This is a genomic window from Primorskyibacter aestuariivivens (assembly GCF_028023675.1).
Taxonomy (GTDB): Bacteria; Pseudomonadota; Alphaproteobacteria; order Rhodobacterales; family Rhodobacteraceae; genus Marinovum; species Marinovum aestuariivivens.
Window position 1 is genome coordinate 105,174 of sequence record NZ_JAQIOZ010000014.1, and the last position, 17,357, is coordinate 122,530.

A 17,357-nucleotide genomic window follows, 5' to 3' on the forward strand; every position below is an offset into this window, starting at 1 on the left:
TTGAAAGAAATCGGTCCGAAATCTTTTGAAGATTTCGGCACCGGGAGAGACAGAGAATGGTTTATATTCCAAACAAGGCCCGCGTGGTCATTATCGGTGGCGGTGTGATCGGCTGTTCGGTGGCCTATCACCTGACAAAACTGGGGTGGACAGATGTTGTGCTTCTGGAGCGCAAGCAACTGACCTCAGGCACCACATGGCACGCCGCCGGGCTGATTGCGCAGCTGCGCGCGACGGCCAACATGACCAAGCTCGCGAAATATTCGCAGGAGCTATACGGGTCTTTGGAAGAGGAAACCGGTGTCGCGACCGGGTTCAAGCGGGTTGGCTCGATCACCGTGGCGCTGACGGACGAGCGGATGGAGGAGCTGAAGCGATCGGCGGCCATGGCGCGCGCTTTTGGCGTGGAGATCGAAGAGATTTCTCCGGCCGAGGTCGGCCAGCGCTACGCGCATCTCAACCTCGACGGCGTCGTGGGTGGTGTCTACCTCCCCAAGGACGGGCAGGGGGACCCGGCCAATATCGCGCTGGCCATGGCCAAGGGCGCGCGGCAGCGCGGTGCGGTCGTGACTGAGCGCACCAAGGCGACGGGCGTGGCCCGCAATGGTGCCCGGATCACCGGCGTGGATTGGGCGGACGAGGCGGGTGCCTCCGGCCATATTGCCTGTGATCACGTGGTCAATTGCGCGGGGATGTGGGGGCATGAGGTCGGGCGCATTCTGGGGGTGAACGTGCCGCTTCAGGCCTGCGAGCATTTCTATATCGTCTCGGAACCGATTGCCGGGCTGACGCAGCTTCCGGTGCTGCGGGTGCCGGATGAATGCGCCTATTACAAGGAAGACGCGGGCAAAATGATGCTGGGCGCGTTTGAGCCCCACGCGAAGCCTTGGGGGCCGATCCCCGGTGATTTCGAATTTGACCAGCTGCCCGAGGATTTCGACCATTTCGAACCGATCCTCGAATGGGCGGTAAACCGTATGCCGATGCTGGGCGAGGCGGGGATCCACACCTTCTTCAACGGTCCGGAAAGCTTCACGCCAGACGATGCTTATCACCTTGGCCTTGCGCCGGGGATGGACAACGTCTGGGTCGCGGCAGGCTTCAATTCCATCGGCATCCAGAGCGCGGGCGGCGCGGGGATGGCGCTGGCGCAATGGATGGAGGACGGGGAGAAACCTTTTGACCTGGGTGATGTGGATGTTGCCCGGATGCAGCCGTTTCAGGGCAATAAACGCTATCTCATGGAACGCTCGACCGAAACGCTGGGGCTGCTCTATGCCGATCATTTCCCCTATCGTCAGAAAGCCACGGCGCGCGGGGTGCGGCGGACGCCATTCCACACGCATTTGGCTGAACGCGGCGCGGTATTTGGTGAACTGGCCGGATGGGAACGCGCCAACTGGTTCGCGCGCGATGGGCAAGAGCGGGAATATCGCTATTCGTGGAAGCGTCAGAATTTCTTTGACAACGTTGCAGAGGAAGTGGGGGCGGTTCGTACCGGTGTTGGCATGTATGACATGTCCTCCTTCGGCAAGATCCGAGTCGAGGGGCGCGAGGCCGAGGCTTTCCTGAACCATGTCTGCGGGGCCGACATGTCCGTGCCGGTGGGAAAGATCGTTTACACGCAATTCCTCAATGCGCGCGGCGGGATCGAGGCGGATGTAACGGTGACACGGCTGAGCGAAACCGCCTATCTGGTGGTCACGCCTGCCGCCACGCGGCTGGCGGACGAGACATGGCTGCGCCGTCATCGCGGTGACCGCAATGTGGTGATCACCGATGTGACACCGGGCGAAGGTGTGCTGGCCGTAATGGGGCCGAAGGCGCGCGATCTGCTGCAAGCCGTGTCGCCCAACGACTTCACCAATGCGACAAACCCTTTCGGCACTGCACAGGAGATCGAGATCGGCATGGGCCTCGCCCGCGCGCATCGGGTGTCCTATGTGGGCGAACTGGGTTGGGAGCTTTACGTGAGCGCCGACATGGCGGGCCATGTGTTCGAGACGCTGGCCGAGGCAGGCGCGGATCACGGGCTGAAGCTCTGCGGCATGCATATGATGGATTGCGCCCGGATCGAAAAAGCCTTTCGCCACTTTGGCCATGACATCACCTGCGAGGATCACGTGCTGGAGGCGGGGTTGGGCTTTGCGGTCTCCAAAACCAAACCCGATTTCATCGGCCGTGACGCCGTAGAGCGCAAACGTGAGGGCGGGCTGGAAAAACGCCTGTTGCAGTTCCGCCTGACCGATCCCGAGCCGTTGCTCTATCACAATGAGCCGGTGATCCGGGATGGCGAGATCGTGGGTTACCTGTCCTCGGGGGCCTATGGCCACCACCTCGGCGGGGCCATCGGGCTGGGCTATGTGCCTTGCGAGGGCGAAAGCGCGGCGGAGGTGCTGGCCTCCAGTTACGAGATCGACGTGGCGGGCACGCGCGTGGCGGCGGAGGCGTCGCTGAAGCCGATGTATGACCCCAAATCGGAGCGGGTGAAGGTTTGATACTTGGCATGCCCCCGCATCGGGCCTACCCCTTGGGCAAAAGAGAGGCCCGATGCGCAGCGCTGACAACGTGACCCCATGTCCCAACGAAGACACCGGCGCGGGGCTGGTATTTGCGGTTGCGGCCTATGTGCTCTGGGGGTTTCTGCCGCTCTATCTCAAGGCGCTATCTCATATTCCAGCGGCAGAGGTGGTCTTGCATCGGGTGATCTGGTCCGTACCTTTGGCGGGGGCCGTGCTCGTCGCCATGGGGCGCACGGGCGATCTGCGCGAGGCGCTGAAATCGCCGCGTATGCTGGCCATGGGATGCGTGACCGCAGCGCTGATTTCCATCAACTGGGGCATCTATGTCTGGGCCATCGCCACGGACCGGGCGCTGGATGCGGCGCTGGGCTACTATATCAACCCACTGTTCAGCATCTTCCTTGGGGCGCTGCTTCTGGGCGAGCGTCTGAACAGGGCGCAGATGGTGGCGATTGCATTGGCGGCGGGGGCGGTTCTTGTACTGGCGCTGGACGCTGGACGCCTGCCATGGGCGGCGATTGGCCTGATGCTGAGCTGGGGGTTTTATGCGCTGGCCAAGAAACAGCTGCCCATCGGGCCAAATCAGGGGTTCTTGCTGGAAGTGCTCATCCTGACCGGCCCGGCGCTGGCCTATTTCAGTTGGCTCGTGGCGCAGGGAGAAAGCCATTTCATGGCGGGCGATGCCGTGGATACGTGGTTGCTTCTTGGCTGTGGCGTGGTCACGGCGGTGCCGCTGTTGCTTTATGCCAACGGGGCCAAGCTGTTGCGGCTCTCGACGGTTGGGATCCTGCAATATATCGCGCCGACGATGATTTTCCTCGTTGCGGTCTTTGTCTTCGATGAACCCTTTGGCCAGGCGCGGATGATCGCCTTTCCCATGATATGGGCGGCGCTGGTGATCTATTCCGTCGCGATGTGGCGAAACCGGCGGCGGTAACGCTTGCAGCCAAGCTCTGGATTTGTCAGGGACAGTGCCATGAGCGACACCTACGCCCCACCCGACACGCCGCTGGACGTGCTGCACGAGGATCACGAGATCCTCATCGTGAACAAACCCGCCGGTCTGCTTTCGGTTCCGGGCAAGGGCGCGCATCTGGCCGATTGCCTGATTACCCGGGTGCAGGAGGTGTTCCCGACAGCGCTTCTTGTGCATCGGCTGGACCGGGATACCTCGGGCGTGATGGTCTTTGCTCTGACCCCGCATGCGCAGCGCCACTTGGGCCTGCAATTCGAGAAACGGCAGGTGAAAAAGACCTATGTCGCGCGGCTCTGGGGGCGGTTAGAACCCAAGACCGGCACCGTGGACCTGCCCCTGATCGTGGACTGGCCGAACCGGCCGCGGCAGATGGTGTGCCATGAAACCGGCAAACCGGCGCAGACCGATTGGCGGGTGGTGAAATACGGGGACAACGAGACCCGCGTGCGTTTCATGCCCAAAACCGGGCGCAGCCATCAATTGCGCGTGCATGCGCTGGCGCTGGGCCATCCCATTCTGGGTGATCCGTTTTATGCGAGCGGTGCGGCGCGGGACTTTCCCCGGTTGATGCTGCATTCCGAGGAATTGCGCCTGCGTCATCCCGATGGTGGCGAAGGCATGAAATTCCGCGCAAAAGCGCCGTTTTAACCGCGGCGTGGCTGCGGCCGGGTGGGGATTTCCTTGAGCAGCCCGCCGACCCCCATGGCCGCGATGTCATCGCCACTCACTTCCAGTCCACAGGCCACGCGCGACAGCACCCAATCGGCCCCGTTGAGCGCGGGTGAACGCGCACAGCCCGGCAATCCGATCACCGGGCGACCGCTGAGTTGACCAAGAAACAACAGGTTACCGGGGTCCACCGGCATGCCAAAGCGCGTGACGGCCCCGCCCGCAAGGCGCAGAGCCTCCGGGGCCACGTCGTGCGGGTCTGATGTCGCCGAGCCGGTGAGGATCAGGACAAGATCACTGTCCAAATCCGACATCGCCTGCGCCACCCGGTCCGTCTCATGCGGCACGCTTTCCACCGCATCCAGAGAAATGCTCAGCGCCTCCAGCCGGGCGGCAATCGCCGGAACGCCTTTTTCACCGGCACCGCCGGGGATTTCCGTGACAATGAGCGACGCCGTTTCCAGCACTGGCGACGCCATATGCACCGCCCCGCGCGCCGCGTCACAGGCGGCCTCCAGATCGGCCCCGGGCACGGCATAGGAGATGATCTTGACCGTGCCGACCATCCCACCGGCGCGCATCTGCTGAAACGGCGGCACCGTGGCCAGCGTGATCATCGGGTTGATCCGGTTCAGCGCATGCAGACGCGCCACATCCAGCACCGCCACGCCCGGCCCGTTCGCCATGAGATTGACACGACCGGTGAAGGCAGTGGTCAAGCGCAGACCCGCGCTGTCCGGATCGGGCACAAGCGCTTCGGCCAGATGCGCCGCCGCCTCGTTTTCGGCCACGTCGCCGGGTTCAAGCTGCGCGACAATGACCTCTTGCTTGCCCGCCTCCTGCAAGGCCGCGATATGAGCTTGGGTCAGTGTCTCGCCCTTGCGCAATTTCCGCCCCTTGAGCTGGATGGAATGCGCCAGCACAGCGCCAAGCGCTTCCGAAACGGGTAGGGGGCCAAAAATCATGCGCCAGTCCTCAGCACGCGTGTCATTTCCGCAAGGATTGATACGGCAATCTCGGATGGGCCGGAGGCTCCGATATCCAGACCGATGGGGCCGTGAATGCGCGCGCAATCAACCTCGGAAAACCCGGCGTTCTGCATCCGCTCCAGCCGTTTGGCATGGGTGCGGGTCGAACCCAGCGCGCCGATGTAGAATGCTCCGGATCGCAGCGCGGCTTCAAGCGCCGGATCGTCCAGTTTCGGGTCATGGGTCAGAAGGCAAAGCGCGGTGCGCCCATCAAGCGCAAGGGTTGCCACCGCCTCATCCGGCCAGTCATACATGATCTGCGTGTCCGGGAACCGCGAGGGCGAAGCAAAGCTTTCGCGCGGATCGATAACCACCGGATCATAGCCGATGCGGCGCGCCATGGACACAAGATGCTGGGCGATATGCACCGCCCCCACCACGATCAGCCGCAGGGGCGGGTTGTGAATGGCCACAAAGGATTCGCCGTCTTCCTCGAACCCGGACCGGTCCATGCGAAAACGCGTCTCGTGGCCGGAGTGATCGAGACGGCGCGCATTGGTCCTTGTATTGACCACATAGGCGACCGGCTGACGCGCGGCGCGGGCTGCGACCAGGTCTTCCAGCATGCTCACGGGCAGGGCAGAGCCCACCGGCTCCACCAACACCCGGATTTTCCCGCCACAGGCCAACCCGACGGCAAAGGCGTCGCCATCGGAGACGCCGAATTCAAGCTCCCGCGCGCGGCCTTCCTCATGCGCTTCAAGCGCTTCGACGACGACAGCGCCCTCGACGCAACCGCCCGAGACCGAGCCTTCCATATCGCCATCGGTGCTCACCACCAATTGCGCGCCCACCCGGCGCGGTGCGCTGCCCCAGGTTTCGATGACCGTAGCCAGCGCGACGCCTTTGCCAGCGCGGTGCCACGCCAGCGCGATCTCCGGTATCCCTTGCATCTTTGGCCCTCCCGGCGCGAAGTGTAGCAGGAGTCGCGGGGCGGTCTGTAGAGGGGAAATGATGCCCCGGTCACGATTTCTTCAAAAGATTTCGTGGCGCTACCCAAGCCGCTTCAACAGCACGAGCGAGGGTTCCCCCGTCACGGCGAGCCCATTGCGCGCCTGGAACGCCTCGATTGCGGCAATGGTTTTCTTGCCGATCACACCATCGGCGCCGCCGGTGTCGAACCCTTTGGCGGTCAGGCGTGCCTGCAATCTGATCCGATCGGCTTTGGCTAACCCGTATTGATCGGGCGGAAAACTGCCCCTGAGCGGCCCCGCGCCGCCGATCCGGTCGGCAAGATGGCCGACGCCAATCGCATAGGCGGTGGAGTTGTTGTAGCGCTTGATCACGTTGAAATTATGGGTCACGGAAAAACGCGGTCCGCCCGGTTGCAGCTCGAGTGTCGGGCCGGATGGGACGCCCGGCTGCCCGGCTTCGCCGCCCCAGCGCAACCCCTTGCGCCAGCCGCGTCTGGCCAGGTAATTCGCCGTCGACGCCAGCGCATCTGTAGGGTCCTCCGACCAGATATCTCGCCGTCCATCACCGGTGAAGTCCACGGCCAGTTCCTGAAACGCGGTTGGCATGAACTGGGTATGCCCCATCGCGCCTGCCCAACTGCCGGTCATGCGCGCAGGCGTGATATCACCGTTTTGCAGGATGCGCAGCGCGGCCATCAATTCGGCTTCGAAATACCGCCCGCGCCGCCCGTCAAACGCCAGTGTCGAAGTGGCCGAGATCACCGGGACCTGGCCACGCCGTTCACCATAATAGCTTTCCAGCCCCCAGATCGCGGTGATGATTTCGGCGGGCACGCCGTAGCGGTCTTCCAGGGCCTGCAGGGTATTGCGATGCCTGCGAAACGCCGCGCGCCCCTTGGTCACGCGTTCATCCGATGCCGCAATGGACAGGTAATCTTCGAGACTGCGTTTGAATTCGGTCTGGTTACGGTCGCGGGTCACCACGCCGGGCAGGAACCCGCTGCCCCGGAACGCGGCGGTCAGGGTGGAATGCGAGATGCCGCGCGACGCGGCCCGCGTTCTGAAATCCGCGATCCAAGCATCATAGGCCGGGTTGCGCGTGGGCCTCAAATCAGCGGGCAATCCTGTCGCGACTGAGGGTCGGCGGGTGGTGGTCGGGGCCGTGCCGCCCATGCAACCCGCCAGCCCGAAAGCCGACAGGCCAAGCCCGAAAACGCGTCGTGTGACCATCATGAGATCGCTCGCCCTGCTTTGCATTGGTTATATGCACGGCACAGTGCCAGAGGATCACAGATGCGCCAAGGCCTTGAAAATCGGGCCATCTGGCAAAGGCGGAAATCCGCGTTCGTGCCTCAGAGCGCGGAGAGTTCGCTCACGATTGCCTCTGCCGCCTGTTTCGGGTCGGGGGCCTGCCAGACCGGGCGGCCTACAACGATATGGTCCGCGCCATTGGCCACCGCGTCGGCCGGGGTCACGATGCGTTTCTGGTCGCCCGCATCTGCACCTGCGGGCCGGATGCCCGGTGTCACGATCAGCTTGCCCTTAGCCTCCGGCAGCGCGCGGATCATCGCCGCTTCCTGTGCTGACGCGATGACGCCATCGGCCCCGGCTTCCATGGCGCGCGCCGCGCGGGTGGCCACGATATCCTTGACATCGCCCGGCGCGATCAGTGAGGCGTCCAGATCGTCGCGGTCCAGCGAGGTCAGGATGGTCACGGCCAGGATCTTGAGGTCCTTGCCTGCCGCGCCTTCCTTGGCGGCGCGCACCACATGCGGATCGCCATGCACGGTCAGGAAATCGAGATCAAACTGGGCCAGACCGCGCACCGCCGCCTCGACCGTCGCGCCGATGTCAAAGAGTTTCATGTCGAGGAAAATGCGCTTGCCGCGATCCTGTTTCAGCTCATTGGCGAGCGCCAGCCCGCCGCCGGTGAGCATGCCCAGCCCGATCTTGTAGAAAGACACGGCTTCGCCAAGCCTGTCCGCCAGTTCCAGCCCGGCGATGGCATTGGGCACATCAAGGGCTACGATAAGTCGGTCATCAGACATGAGGCGCGTTCCTTTGGGCAAAATCGCGCCTTAGTGCCGCTGTGGGCGCGCGAGGTCAATCCCCGCGCGCCCGGTTCAGGCCGCCCGCCGCCCGAGGATCTGCTCGAGGTAGTTGGGTTGTGACAAGAGAATATCGGTTGCCACGTCTCTCGTGCGGTTGGGCATGGCCCGTTCGACACGCCGCCGGGTCAGGGCGCAGCCTGAGGGAAGGTGCTGCGCCCTGGCCTTGGCGGCCAGTTCGGCCTTGATCACGTCAACCTCGGTCCAGATCGGTGCAGGCAGCGCCACTTCGTAGGTGAAACTGTCCAGACCGTCCATGAGGGTGACATTCGCCTCGAAACACCCGGTTTCCGCGTTGTGACGGACATCTGTTATACGGGTCTTCATCGGCATTGCTCTGCCTCCTTAGGGTTGGAACCGCGTGCTTGGCGCGGTTGGGGATAAATTGGGGATGCCGGACCGGTTCGGAAAGGGGCCTAACAGCGAATGTCATTCAGGAATTTTCACGCCCGCGTGATCTTGAACCGATCCGAAACGCTCCCCAAATATACCCGGAGGCCCGAACCGGGGTGTGCCGCCAAGCCGGGCACCCACAATGCCGGGCGCTTGGAAAAAGGAGAGTGACCATGGACTTGTCGAAGTTCACGGAACGGTCCCGCGGTTTCATTCAGGCTGCGCAGACCATTGCCATGCGGGAAAACCATCAGCGGTTGGCACCCGAACATATTCTGAAAGCTTTGCTCGACGATGATCAGGGGTTGGCCGCCAACCTCATCAAACGTGCGGGCGGCGCGCCAGACCGCGTGGCGCAAGCCAATGATCTGGCGCTGGGCAAGATCCCGCAAGTGTCGGGTGATGCCGGTCAGGTCTATCTGGACAGCGCCACAGGCAAGGTGCTGGACGAGGCCGAGAAAGTGGCCAAGAAGGCAGGCGACAGCTTTGTGCCGGTTGAGCGGGTTCTCATGGCGCTGACCATGGTGAAATCCGGGGCCAAGCAGGCTTTGGAAACGGGGGCCGTCAACGCCCAGGCGCTGAATGCGGCGATCAATGACATCCGCAAAGGCCGGACCGCCGACAGCGCCAGCGCCGAAGAAGGCTATGACGCGCTGAAAAAATATGCGCTGGACCTGACCGAGCGCGCCCGCGAGGGCAAGATCGACCCGATCATTGGCCGCGACGAGGAAATTCGCCGGGCGATGCAGGTGCTTAGCCGCCGGACCAAGAACAACCCCGTACTCATCGGTGAACCCGGCGTCGGTAAAACCGCGATTGCCGAGGGGCTTGCGCTGCGCATCGTGAATGGCGACGTGCCGGAGTCCTTGCGCAACAAGAAGCTGCTCAGCCTTGATATGGGCGCGCTGATTGCCGGTGCGAAATATCGTGGCGAGTTCGAGGAGCGGCTCAAGGCGGTGCTGTCCGAGGTGACCTCTGCGGCCGGGGAAATCATCCTCTTCATCGATGAAATGCACACGCTGGTTGGCGCGGGTAAGGCGGATGGCGCGATGGATGCCTCCAACCTGCTCAAACCTGCCTTGGCGCGCGGCGAGTTGCATTGCGTTGGTGCCACGACGCTGGATGAATACCGCAAGCATGTGGAAAAAGACGCCGCCCTTGCACGCCGGTTCCAGCCGCTCATGGTCGAGGAGCCGACGGTCGAGGACACGATCTCGATCCTGCGCGGCATCAAGGAGAAATACGAGCTGCACCATGGTGTGCGCATCTCGGACTCTGCCTTGGTCGCAGCGGCAACGCTCTCGCATCGCTACATCACCGACCGCTTTCTGCCGGACAAGGCCATCGACCTGATGGACGAGGCCGCAAGCCGTCTGCGCATGGCCGTGGACAGCAAGCCCGAGGAACTGGACGCGCTGGACCGTGACATTCTGCAAAAGCAGATCGAGGTCGAAGCGCTGCGGCTTGAGGACGACCAGGCTTCCAAGGACCGGCTGGAAAAGCTGGAAAAGGAACTGGCCGATCTGCAGGAGCGTTCTGCCGAGATGACCGCGAAATGGCAGGCCGAGCGCGACAAGCTGGCCTCGGCCCGTGATCTCAAGGAACAGCTGGACCGCGCGCGGGCCGATCTGGAGATCGCCAAGCGCGAGGGTAATCTGGCCAAGGCCGGGGAGCTGTCCTATGGCGTGATCCCGCAGCTTGAGAAGCAGCTGAACGAGGCCGAAGAAGCCGAAAGCGACGTCATGGTCGAAGAGGCCGTGCGCCCGGATCAGATCGCGAGCGTTGTCGAGCGCTGGACCGGTATCCCGGCCGGCAAGATGCTGGAGGGCGAGCGCGAGAAGCTGCTGCGCATGGAGGATGATCTGCACCGCCGCGTGGTCGGTCAGCATCAGGCCGTAACGGCAGTGGCCAACGCAGTGCGTCGTGCCCGCGCGGGCCTGAACGACGAGAACCGCCCGCTGGGGTCGTTCCTCTTCCTCGGGCCGACCGGCGTGGGCAAGACCGAGCTGACCAAGGCGGTGGCCGAGTTCCTGTTTGACGACGATCAGGCGATGGTGCGCATCGACATGTCGGAATTCATGGAGAAACACTCCGTCGCCCGTCTGATCGGCGCGCCTCCGGGTTATGTCGGCTATGACGAAGGTGGTGTGCTGACCGAAGCCGTACGGCGCAGGCCCTATCAGGTCGTGCTGTTCGACGAGGTCGAAAAGGCACATCCGGACGTGTTCAACGTGCTGCTTCAGGTGCTTGACGATGGTGTGCTGACCGATGGTCAGGGCCGCACCGTGGACTTCAAGCAGACGCTGATCGTGCTGACGTCCAACCTCGGGTCACAGGCGCTTAGCCAGTTGCCCGACGGTGCCGACAGTGCGCAGGCGCGCCGCGACGTGATGGATGCGGTTAGGGCCCATTTCCGGCCTGAATTCCTCAACCGTCTGGACGAGACGATCATCTTTGACCGTCTGGGCCGCGACGATATGGACGAGATCGTCGTTATCCAGATGGCGCGCCTGCTCAAACGGCTGGCCGGTCGCAAGATCAGGCTGGAGCTGGATGAGGCCGCGCATAAATGGCTGGCGGATGAAGGCTATGATCCGGTCTTCGGGGCCCGCCCGCTCAAACGCGTGATCCAGAACGCGCTGCAAAACCCGCTGGCCGAAATGCTGTTGGCGGGGGATGTGAACGATGGTGACACGGTTACGGTCAGCGCGGGGGCAGATGGGCTGATCATCGGCGACCGGGTTGGCGCGACCAACCGGACGAAACCGGACGATGCTGTCGTCCACTGACACATGACAGGTTGAAAATGAAACGCGCGCCGGGGTTTTCCGGCGCGCGTTTTCGTTGATCAGCTGTCAGGATCAGAACAACAACAGATCCGTATCGAAATCCTGATAAAGAACGCCGTCCAGAACGATCACATCGCCCGAAGGTGTGGTGATTTCCAGCCCGGATGCACCGTCCTGAATGCTCAGGTCCTGAACCCCGGACAGGCCCAGAGCCGTGAGGTCGATCTCATCCTCGCCATTGCCGAAATCGAGGATCAGGTCGGTGCCGAAGCCATCGACAAAGATGAACACATCATCCCCGTTGCCACCGTGCATCGTGTCATTCCCGGTGCCGCCGAACAGCAGATCATCGCCGTTCCCGGCATAAAGCTGGTCGTTCCCCGCATCGCCGAACACCAGATCATTGTCATGTCCCGCATAGATCGTATCGTCGCCGGTATTGCCGTGCAGGGTATCCTGTCCGAATGAGCCGTAGAGCCTGTCGTGATCGGCACCACCGTAGATTTCATCGTGACCATCGCCGCCGCGCAGGATGTCGTCGCCCGATCCGCCATGCTGCACGTCGCGCCCGATTCCGCCATCCAGCGTATCGTTGCCCGCCCCGCCAAACAGCTCATCCCGGCTTTCGTTGCCACGAATGGAGTCGTTGCCGCTTCCGCCGATCAACGTGTCGCGGCCCATGCCCCCGCGCAGGATGTCATCGCCATTCCCGCCCGAGATATAGTCATTGCCGCCATTGCCGTGCAGCGTGTCATTGCCGGTGTCACCATGGATGACGTCGCGCCCGGTGCCGCCATAGACTTCGTCATGGCCGCTGCCCGCAACGATGCTGTCGCGGCCATTGCCGCCGACAAGTGTGTCGTTCCCGGCCCCGCCATACAGCGTGTCCCGGCCATCGCCGCCGATCAGTTCGTCATGGCCGCTGTTGCCGTGCAACTCGTCAGCCCCCGTGCCGCCGCGCAAGAGGTCGTTGCCGGTGCCTCCAGAAAGCAGGTCATCGCTGTAGCCGCCCTGCAGCGTGTCATGGCCGCTGTCGCCTTGAAGCGTGTCGCGCCCGCTATTGCCGAAAAGACTGTCATCGCCGCTTCCGCCATACACGACGTCATCGCCCGAATTGCCGTAGAGCGTATCGTTGCCAGAATCGCCATAGACCAGATCGTCATCGCGCCCGCCGCGGATGCTGTCATTGCCATAGCCGCCCAGAATGGTGTCATTGTCACCATTGCCATGGATCGTATCATCTCCGTCCCGGCCGATGATCCGGTCGTTGCCGCGCCCGCCCCAGAGCGCATCGCCACCCATTGTGCCGACAAGCGTGTCGTCACCGCTTGTTCCATACAGGGGGGAGGAGAAAAGGGTTGCCTGTCCGCTGGAGATGAGCGCTTGGCTCCACAGATTTTCTTGTCTGGTTTCAGGTATGAACGGCATGTTCAAAATCCACGATATGGGAACCGCGACCATAGGTCAGACCACGAGCTATCCGGGGAAGATGGCAAATATGGGGCAATTTGAATAAAATTGACCCCGCCATGCACGGGGCAGGCGGGGTCGTTATGTGCCCTGATTGGGCGATTACGCGGGTGCGATTATTCCGGAATGATCACCGCGTCGATCACGTGGATCACGCCGTTCGACGCTTCGATATCCGCGGTCACCACGTTGGCACCATTCACGGTCACGCCGCCTTCGGTCATGATGGTGACGTCGCCGCCCTGGGCGGTGGTGGCCATCATGTTGTTGCTCAGGTCAGAAGACATCACCTTGCCCGGCACCACATGGTAAGTGAGGATCGAGACAAGCTGTTCCTTGTTCTCGGGTTTGAGAAGGGTTTCCACCGTGCCCTCGGGCAGGGCCGCAAAGGCGTCATCGGTCGGCGCAAACACGGTGAAGGGGCCTTCGCCTTTCAGCGTGTCAACGAGGCCCGCGGCTTCCACCGCTGCGACGAGCGTGGTGAAGCTGCCCGCGTCCACTGCCGTATCAACGATGTCTTTGGAATGACCGCCCGCGAATGCCGGGGTGGTCAGGGCTGCGGCGGCGGTCAGGGCGAAGAAAGTTCTGCGAAGCATTGAATGTCTCCATTTCCTTGTGTGTCTGTCTCGATTGACATTGTGCTGATTACGGGGCGAGACGGGTTGTGGTTCACCGGGGTTTTTCGCCGCCCTCGCTTGACGAATGGGCGCGCGCGCCTAAGCTCGGACGTCTCTCGGTTTCCAATGAAATTCTTGTGATCTGCCGTCAGTCCCGCGCGAGCCAAACCTGTGGTTTTCGGTTGCCTGAGACCGCTGCGCTGCCCAGACTGACACCTGCAAAAGGGGAGGCGCACATGGGCGTAGCAATGCACATCATCAACGTCGCGGCGGTCCTGTTCGCGGCTCTCGCCGGAGTTGCGGTTCTGGCGTTGATTATCCTGTATTTTGTCGACAGTTCCCAACGCGTCGATGCGATCCGGCGCAATTACCCGGTTGTGGGACGGTTTCGGAAACTGTTTTCGTCGCTGGGCGAGTTCTTCCGGCAGTATTTCTTTGCCATGGACCGCGAGGAGCTTCCTTTCAACCGGGCGCAGCGGGACTGGGTCGGGCATGCGGCCGAAGGCATTGGAAACACCGTCGCTTTCGGATCCACCCGCAACACCAATGTGCCGGGCACGCCGATCTTTGTGAATGCGGCTTTCCCGCCTCTGGACGACCAGTTTGCCAAAACGGCTCCGCTGGTCATCGGCCCCGAGGCACGCCAGCCCTTTACCGCGCCCTCCATCATCAACATTTCCGGCATGTCCTTTGGCGCGATTTCACGACCCGCCGTGCTGGCGCTGAGCCACGGGGCGAAAAAGGCCGGGATATGGCTCAATACCGGGGAAGGCGGGCTGAGCCCGTTTCATCTTGAAGGGGGCTGCGACATCGTCTTTCAGATCGGAACAGCCAAGTTCGGCGTGCGTGACGAGACCGGCAAACTCAGCGATGACAAGCTGCGCGAGGTGGCGGCCCATGAACGGGTGCGCATGTTCGAGATCAAGATGAGCCAGGGGGCCAAGCCGGGCAAGGGCGGTATCCTGCCCGGCGAGAAAGTTACGCCCGAGATCGCCGCCATTCGCGGGCTGAAAGTAGGGCAGGACGGGATTTCGCCCAACCGCCACGCCGAGGTGGATGACTGGGGCGATCTTCTGGACCTGATCCACCGGGTGCGCGAGGTGACCGGCAAGCCGGTGGGCATCAAGCTGGTGGTGGGCGCACCCGAGGGCATTCAGGGGCTGTTTGACGAGATCACCGGCCGGGGGCCAGAGAGTGCGCCGGATTTCATCACAATCGACGGCGGCGAGGGCGGAACCGGGGCCGCGCCCATGCCGCTGATGGACCTTGTGGGCATGTCGATCCGCGAGAGCCTGCCCATGGTGGCGGATATGCGCAATGCCGCCGGTCTCAAGGACCGTATCCGTCTCATTGCCAGCGGCAAACTGATCAACCCCGGCGACATTGCATGGGCCATCGCCGCGGGGGCTGACTTCGTGACCACGGCGCGCGGCTTCATGTTCTCTCTGGGTTGCATCCAGGCGTTGAAATGCAATCGCAACACCTGTCCTACCGGGATCACTACCCATGATCCGCGCTTTCAAAAGGGGCTGGATGTCGGCGACAAACAGGAACGTGTCGCGCGCTACGCCAAACAGATCATCAAGGAGGTCGAGATCATCGCACATTCTGTCGGCGTGGCCGAACCGCGCCTCATGCGCCGCGCCCATGTGCGCATCATGCAGGATAATGGCCAGAGCGTGCCGATGAACGACACGCTCAAACGTTACAATCAGGCCACGGGAAGTTGAGACGATGTTTGTTTAAGCGCGGGCCCTGCGGCTCTACCTAGGAAGGTGACAAAGCGCTTCGCGACCGCGCATCACAAACATAGGGGATACCACATGGCCCATCGCTGGAAAAACACGCTGACCGACCGGGACGTGACCGAAGAAAGCGTCTATCTCAACCGTCGTCAGATTATGGCCGGGTTGGGCGGTTTGGGGCTGGCGGGCATTGCAGGCACGACCGCGCGGGCGGCCAGCGAAGATCTGGAGCCGAACAGCTGGGAGGACATCACCAGCTACAACAACTTCTATGAATTCGGCACCGGCAAGGATGACCCCGCCCGCAACGCCCACGCGCTGACCACCTCTCCCTGGACGGTCAAGATCGACGGTATGGTGGACAAGCCCGGTGATTACGCGTTCGAGGACATCATGAAAGCCATGACCGTTGAGGAGCGGATCTACCGTTTCCGCTGTGTCGAGGCATGGTCGATGGTGGTGCCGTGGAACGGATTCGAGCTGGCCGACCTGTTGAACATGGCGGGCGTGCAATCGGGCGCGAAATACGTGGCCTTCGAGACGCTCTATCGCCCCGAGGAAATGTTCGGTCAGAAATACCCGGTTCTGGACTGGCCTTATGTGGAGGGGCTGCGCCTTGATGAGGCGATGCACCCGCTGACCATCATGGCGACCGGTATCTACGGCCGCGAAATCCCTAACCAGAACGGAGCGCCTTTGCGGCTGGTGGTGCCGTGGAAATACGGCTTCAAGTCGATCAAATCGGTGGTGCGCATCTCGCTCACCGACAAGGAGCCGCCGGTGAGCTGGAACGTCGCCATTCCACGGGAATACGGCTTCTATTCCAATGTGAACCCGACTGTGGACCACCCGCGCTGGTCGCAGGCCACCGAACGCAAGATTGGCGGCGGGCTCTTTGCGCGCCGCCAGCCGACGCTGATGTTCAATGGCTATGAGCAAGAGGTGGCCAGCCTGTATGACGGAATGGACCTGAAGAAATTCTTCTGATGCTGGTGGACCGGATCAATAGCACCGCGCGCAAGCTGCCTGCATGGATGCTTTACGTGATCCTGCCTCTGCCCGCGCTGTGGTTCCTCTATCTGGGGCTGACCGGCGGGCTCGGGGCTGAGCCGATCAAGGCGCTTGAGCATGAGCTTGGCGAATTTGCCCTGCAACTGCTGATCGCCGGGTTGGCCATCACACCCCTGCGCCGCCATGCCGGGATCAACCTCATCAAGTTCCGCCGCGCCATTGGGGTCATGAGTTTCGTCTATGTGGCGCTGCATCTGTTGGTATGGCTTGTTCTGGATGTGCAGGTCCTGGGGCAGATATGGGCCGATATCGTCAAACGCCCCTATATCACCGTAGGCATGGCGGGCTTTGTCCTGATGTTGCCCCTGGTGGCCACGTCCAACAACTGGTCGGTCCGCAGGCTGGGTCCCCGATGGCGCAAGCTGCACAAGCTGACCTATGCCGTGGTTCTGCTGGGCGCGGTGCATTTCCTCTTGCTGGTCAAAGGCATTCAGCTCGAACCGCTGATCTATCTGGCGGTGATCCTCTTGCTGCTGGCGCTGCGATGGCGACCACAACGGCAGAATCAAACGGCTTAGGTATGAATACGGGTGACTCGGCGGCCAAATCGGTCGCCGAGTCGCTTTTTGGGGATGCGAGTCGGGGCAAAGGCGCCGTGATTCAGGTCCAAACTGTGGATAACCCTGTGGGAGACTCGCTATCCGGCTCAGGAGCCGCGACTCGCGTTGTCCCTTCCAACTGGTCCGTCGTTGAGATTCCGAAGGATTTGAAATTGATGGGACATATTTCATAAGCAATTTCAATACACTAAGTCATATATGACAAAAAAATGCGGCAACTGCGAAAAAAGCACTTGCGGGTCTGGGGAGCTATCCGTAAAAGCCCCTTCACCGGCGGCGCTGAGGCGCTACGGCGGGACGGACGGAACGGCGGGGCGATGCTTCGGAGTGAGGTTCGGAAGGAATTTGGGGACGAGATCGGGCGGGCGCGCCGAGCAAGTTAGGGCGCATCCGGTTGGTTTTTGTCTCTTGGGTTTAGGCCCGACGTTGTTTGACATTGCTAATATCTGAAGAGATATGCGGGCGGTTTGGTTCGTTTCGACGACTGAATGTCTG

At 62.2% G+C, this 17,357-nt stretch carries 14 protein-coding genes; 7 read left to right on the forward strand and 7 right to left on the reverse strand.

What is annotated here, in order from left to right; genetic code table 11:
• The first annotated feature begins 56 nt into the window (after positions 1–56).
• The 3 genes from PGB28_RS14895 to PGB28_RS14905 are packed head-to-tail and all read left to right on the forward strand — an operon-like array spanning position 57 to position 4,146.
• Positions 57–2,498 (forward strand): GcvT family protein, encoded by a 2,442-nt coding sequence (locus PGB28_RS14895; RefSeq protein WP_271422312.1) that lies wholly within the window; start codon positions 57–59, stop codon positions 2,496–2,498.
• 52 nt (positions 2,499–2,550) lie between these two features.
• Complete coding sequence (gene rarD, locus PGB28_RS14900) at positions 2,551–3,459, forward strand: EamA family transporter RarD (protein WP_271422313.1); 909 nt, start codon at positions 2,551–2,553, stop codon at positions 3,457–3,459.
• 39 nt (positions 3,460–3,498) lie between these two features.
• Positions 3,499–4,146: an RluA family pseudouridine synthase gene (locus PGB28_RS14905; protein ID WP_271422314.1), complete on the forward strand. Its 648-nt coding sequence runs from the start codon at positions 3,499–3,501 to the stop codon at positions 4,144–4,146.
• Here PGB28_RS14905 and PGB28_RS14910 read toward each other — a convergent pair.
• The 5 genes from PGB28_RS14910 to PGB28_RS14930 form a co-directional block, all read right to left on the reverse strand.
• Positions 4,143–5,132 (reverse strand): molybdopterin-binding protein, encoded by a 990-nt coding sequence (locus PGB28_RS14910; protein ID WP_271422315.1) that lies wholly within the window; start codon positions 5,130–5,132, stop codon positions 4,143–4,145. The two genes, PGB28_RS14905 and PGB28_RS14910, sit on opposite strands and share 4 nt — an antisense overlap.
• A complete protein-coding gene (locus tag PGB28_RS14915) occupies positions 5,129–6,088 on the reverse strand; it encodes an XdhC family protein (RefSeq protein ID WP_271422316.1) in 960 nt (319 codons plus the stop codon). The genes PGB28_RS14910 and PGB28_RS14915 overlap by 4 nt, the downstream gene beginning before the upstream one ends.
• 99 nt (positions 6,089–6,187) lie before the next feature.
• A complete protein-coding gene (locus PGB28_RS14920; RefSeq protein WP_271422317.1) occupies positions 6,188–7,342 on the reverse strand; it encodes a lytic murein transglycosylase in 1,155 nt (384 codons plus the stop codon).
• Positions 7,343–7,461: 119 nt separating this feature from the next.
• The gene (pyrF, locus tag PGB28_RS14925; protein ID WP_271422318.1) at positions 7,462–8,157 is read right to left on the reverse strand and encodes an orotidine-5'-phosphate decarboxylase; all 696 of its coding nucleotides are present in this window, start codon (positions 8,155–8,157) and stop codon (positions 7,462–7,464) included.
• Between the two features lie 75 nt (positions 8,158–8,232).
• Positions 8,233–8,550: a hypothetical protein gene (locus tag PGB28_RS14930; RefSeq protein WP_271422319.1), complete on the reverse strand. Its 318-nt coding sequence runs from the start codon at positions 8,548–8,550 to the stop codon at positions 8,233–8,235.
• A 233-nt stretch (positions 8,551–8,783) separates the two neighbouring features.
• Here PGB28_RS14930 and clpB point away from each other — a divergent pair, with 233 nt between their 5' ends.
• On the forward strand, positions 8,784–11,399 hold the full coding sequence (gene clpB / locus PGB28_RS14935; protein ID WP_271422320.1) for an ATP-dependent chaperone ClpB: 2,616 nt from the start codon (positions 8,784–8,786) through the stop codon (positions 11,397–11,399).
• A gap of 72 nt (positions 11,400–11,471) precedes the next feature.
• Here clpB and PGB28_RS14940 read toward each other — a convergent pair whose 3' ends face one another.
• Together PGB28_RS14940 and PGB28_RS14945 are read right to left on the reverse strand one after the other, a co-directional pair.
• Positions 11,472–12,860: a calcium-binding protein gene (locus tag PGB28_RS14940; RefSeq protein ID WP_333908243.1), complete on the reverse strand. Its 1,389-nt coding sequence runs from the start codon at positions 12,858–12,860 to the stop codon at positions 11,472–11,474.
• A gap of 125 nt (positions 12,861–12,985) precedes the next feature.
• Positions 12,986–13,465 (reverse strand): fasciclin domain-containing protein, encoded by a 480-nt coding sequence (locus PGB28_RS14945; protein ID WP_271422322.1) that lies wholly within the window; start codon positions 13,463–13,465, stop codon positions 12,986–12,988.
• Positions 13,466–13,722: 257 nt separating this feature from the next.
• Between PGB28_RS14945 and PGB28_RS14950 the strand changes: the two genes are divergently transcribed.
• The 3 genes from PGB28_RS14950 to msrQ all read left to right on the forward strand — a co-directional run bounded on the left by PGB28_RS14950 (position 13,723) and on the right by msrQ (position 16,820).
• Positions 13,723–15,216 (forward strand): FMN-binding glutamate synthase family protein, encoded by a 1,494-nt coding sequence (locus tag PGB28_RS14950; RefSeq protein WP_271422323.1) that lies wholly within the window; start codon positions 13,723–13,725, stop codon positions 15,214–15,216.
• Between the two features lie 93 nt (positions 15,217–15,309).
• Positions 15,310–16,218, forward strand: coding sequence for a protein-methionine-sulfoxide reductase catalytic subunit MsrP (gene msrP, locus PGB28_RS14955; RefSeq protein WP_271422324.1), 909 nt, complete (start codon positions 15,310–15,312; stop codon positions 16,216–16,218).
• Positions 16,218–16,820 (forward strand): protein-methionine-sulfoxide reductase heme-binding subunit MsrQ, encoded by a 603-nt coding sequence (gene msrQ, locus PGB28_RS14960; RefSeq protein WP_271422325.1) that lies wholly within the window; start codon positions 16,218–16,220, stop codon positions 16,818–16,820. The genes msrP and msrQ overlap by 1 nt, the downstream gene beginning before the upstream one ends.
• Positions 16,821–17,357 lie beyond the last annotated feature (537 nt).

Bases quoted from the DNA above. Each gene is read 5' to 3' on its own strand.
- PGB28_RS14895 (WP_271422312.1), top strand. From the start codon at position 57: ATGGTTTATATTCCAAACAAGGCCCGCGTGGTCATTATCGGTGGCGGT.
- rarD (WP_271422313.1), top strand. From the start codon at position 2,551: ATGCGCAGCGCTGACAACGTGACCCCATGTCCCAACGAAGACACCGGC.
- PGB28_RS14905 (WP_271422314.1), top strand. From the start codon at position 3,499: ATGAGCGACACCTACGCCCCACCCGACACGCCGCTGGACGTGCTGCAC.
- PGB28_RS14910 (WP_271422315.1), bottom strand. From the start codon at position 5,132: ATGATTTTTGGCCCCCTACCCGTTTCGGAAGCGCTTGGCGCTGTGCTG.
- PGB28_RS14915 (WP_271422316.1), bottom strand. From the start codon at position 6,088: ATGCAAGGGATACCGGAGATCGCGCTGGCGTGGCACCGCGCTGGCAAA.
- PGB28_RS14920 (WP_271422317.1), bottom strand. From the start codon at position 7,342: ATGATGGTCACACGACGCGTTTTCGGGCTTGGCCTGTCGGCTTTCGGG.
- pyrF (WP_271422318.1), bottom strand. From the start codon at position 8,157: ATGTCTGATGACCGACTTATCGTAGCCCTTGATGTGCCCAATGCCATC.
- PGB28_RS14930 (WP_271422319.1), bottom strand. From the start codon at position 8,550: ATGCCGATGAAGACCCGTATAACAGATGTCCGTCACAACGCGGAAACC.
- clpB (WP_271422320.1), top strand. From the start codon at position 8,784: ATGGACTTGTCGAAGTTCACGGAACGGTCCCGCGGTTTCATTCAGGCT.
- PGB28_RS14940 (WP_333908243.1), bottom strand. From the start codon at position 12,860: ATGGTCGCGGTTCCCATATCGTGGATTTTGAACATGCCGTTCATACCT.
- PGB28_RS14945 (WP_271422322.1), bottom strand. From the start codon at position 13,465: ATGCTTCGCAGAACTTTCTTCGCCCTGACCGCCGCCGCAGCCCTGACC.
- PGB28_RS14950 (WP_271422323.1), top strand. From the start codon at position 13,723: ATGGGCGTAGCAATGCACATCATCAACGTCGCGGCGGTCCTGTTCGCG.
- msrP (WP_271422324.1), top strand. From the start codon at position 15,310: ATGGCCCATCGCTGGAAAAACACGCTGACCGACCGGGACGTGACCGAA.
- msrQ (WP_271422325.1), top strand. From the start codon at position 16,218: ATGCTGGTGGACCGGATCAATAGCACCGCGCGCAAGCTGCCTGCATGG.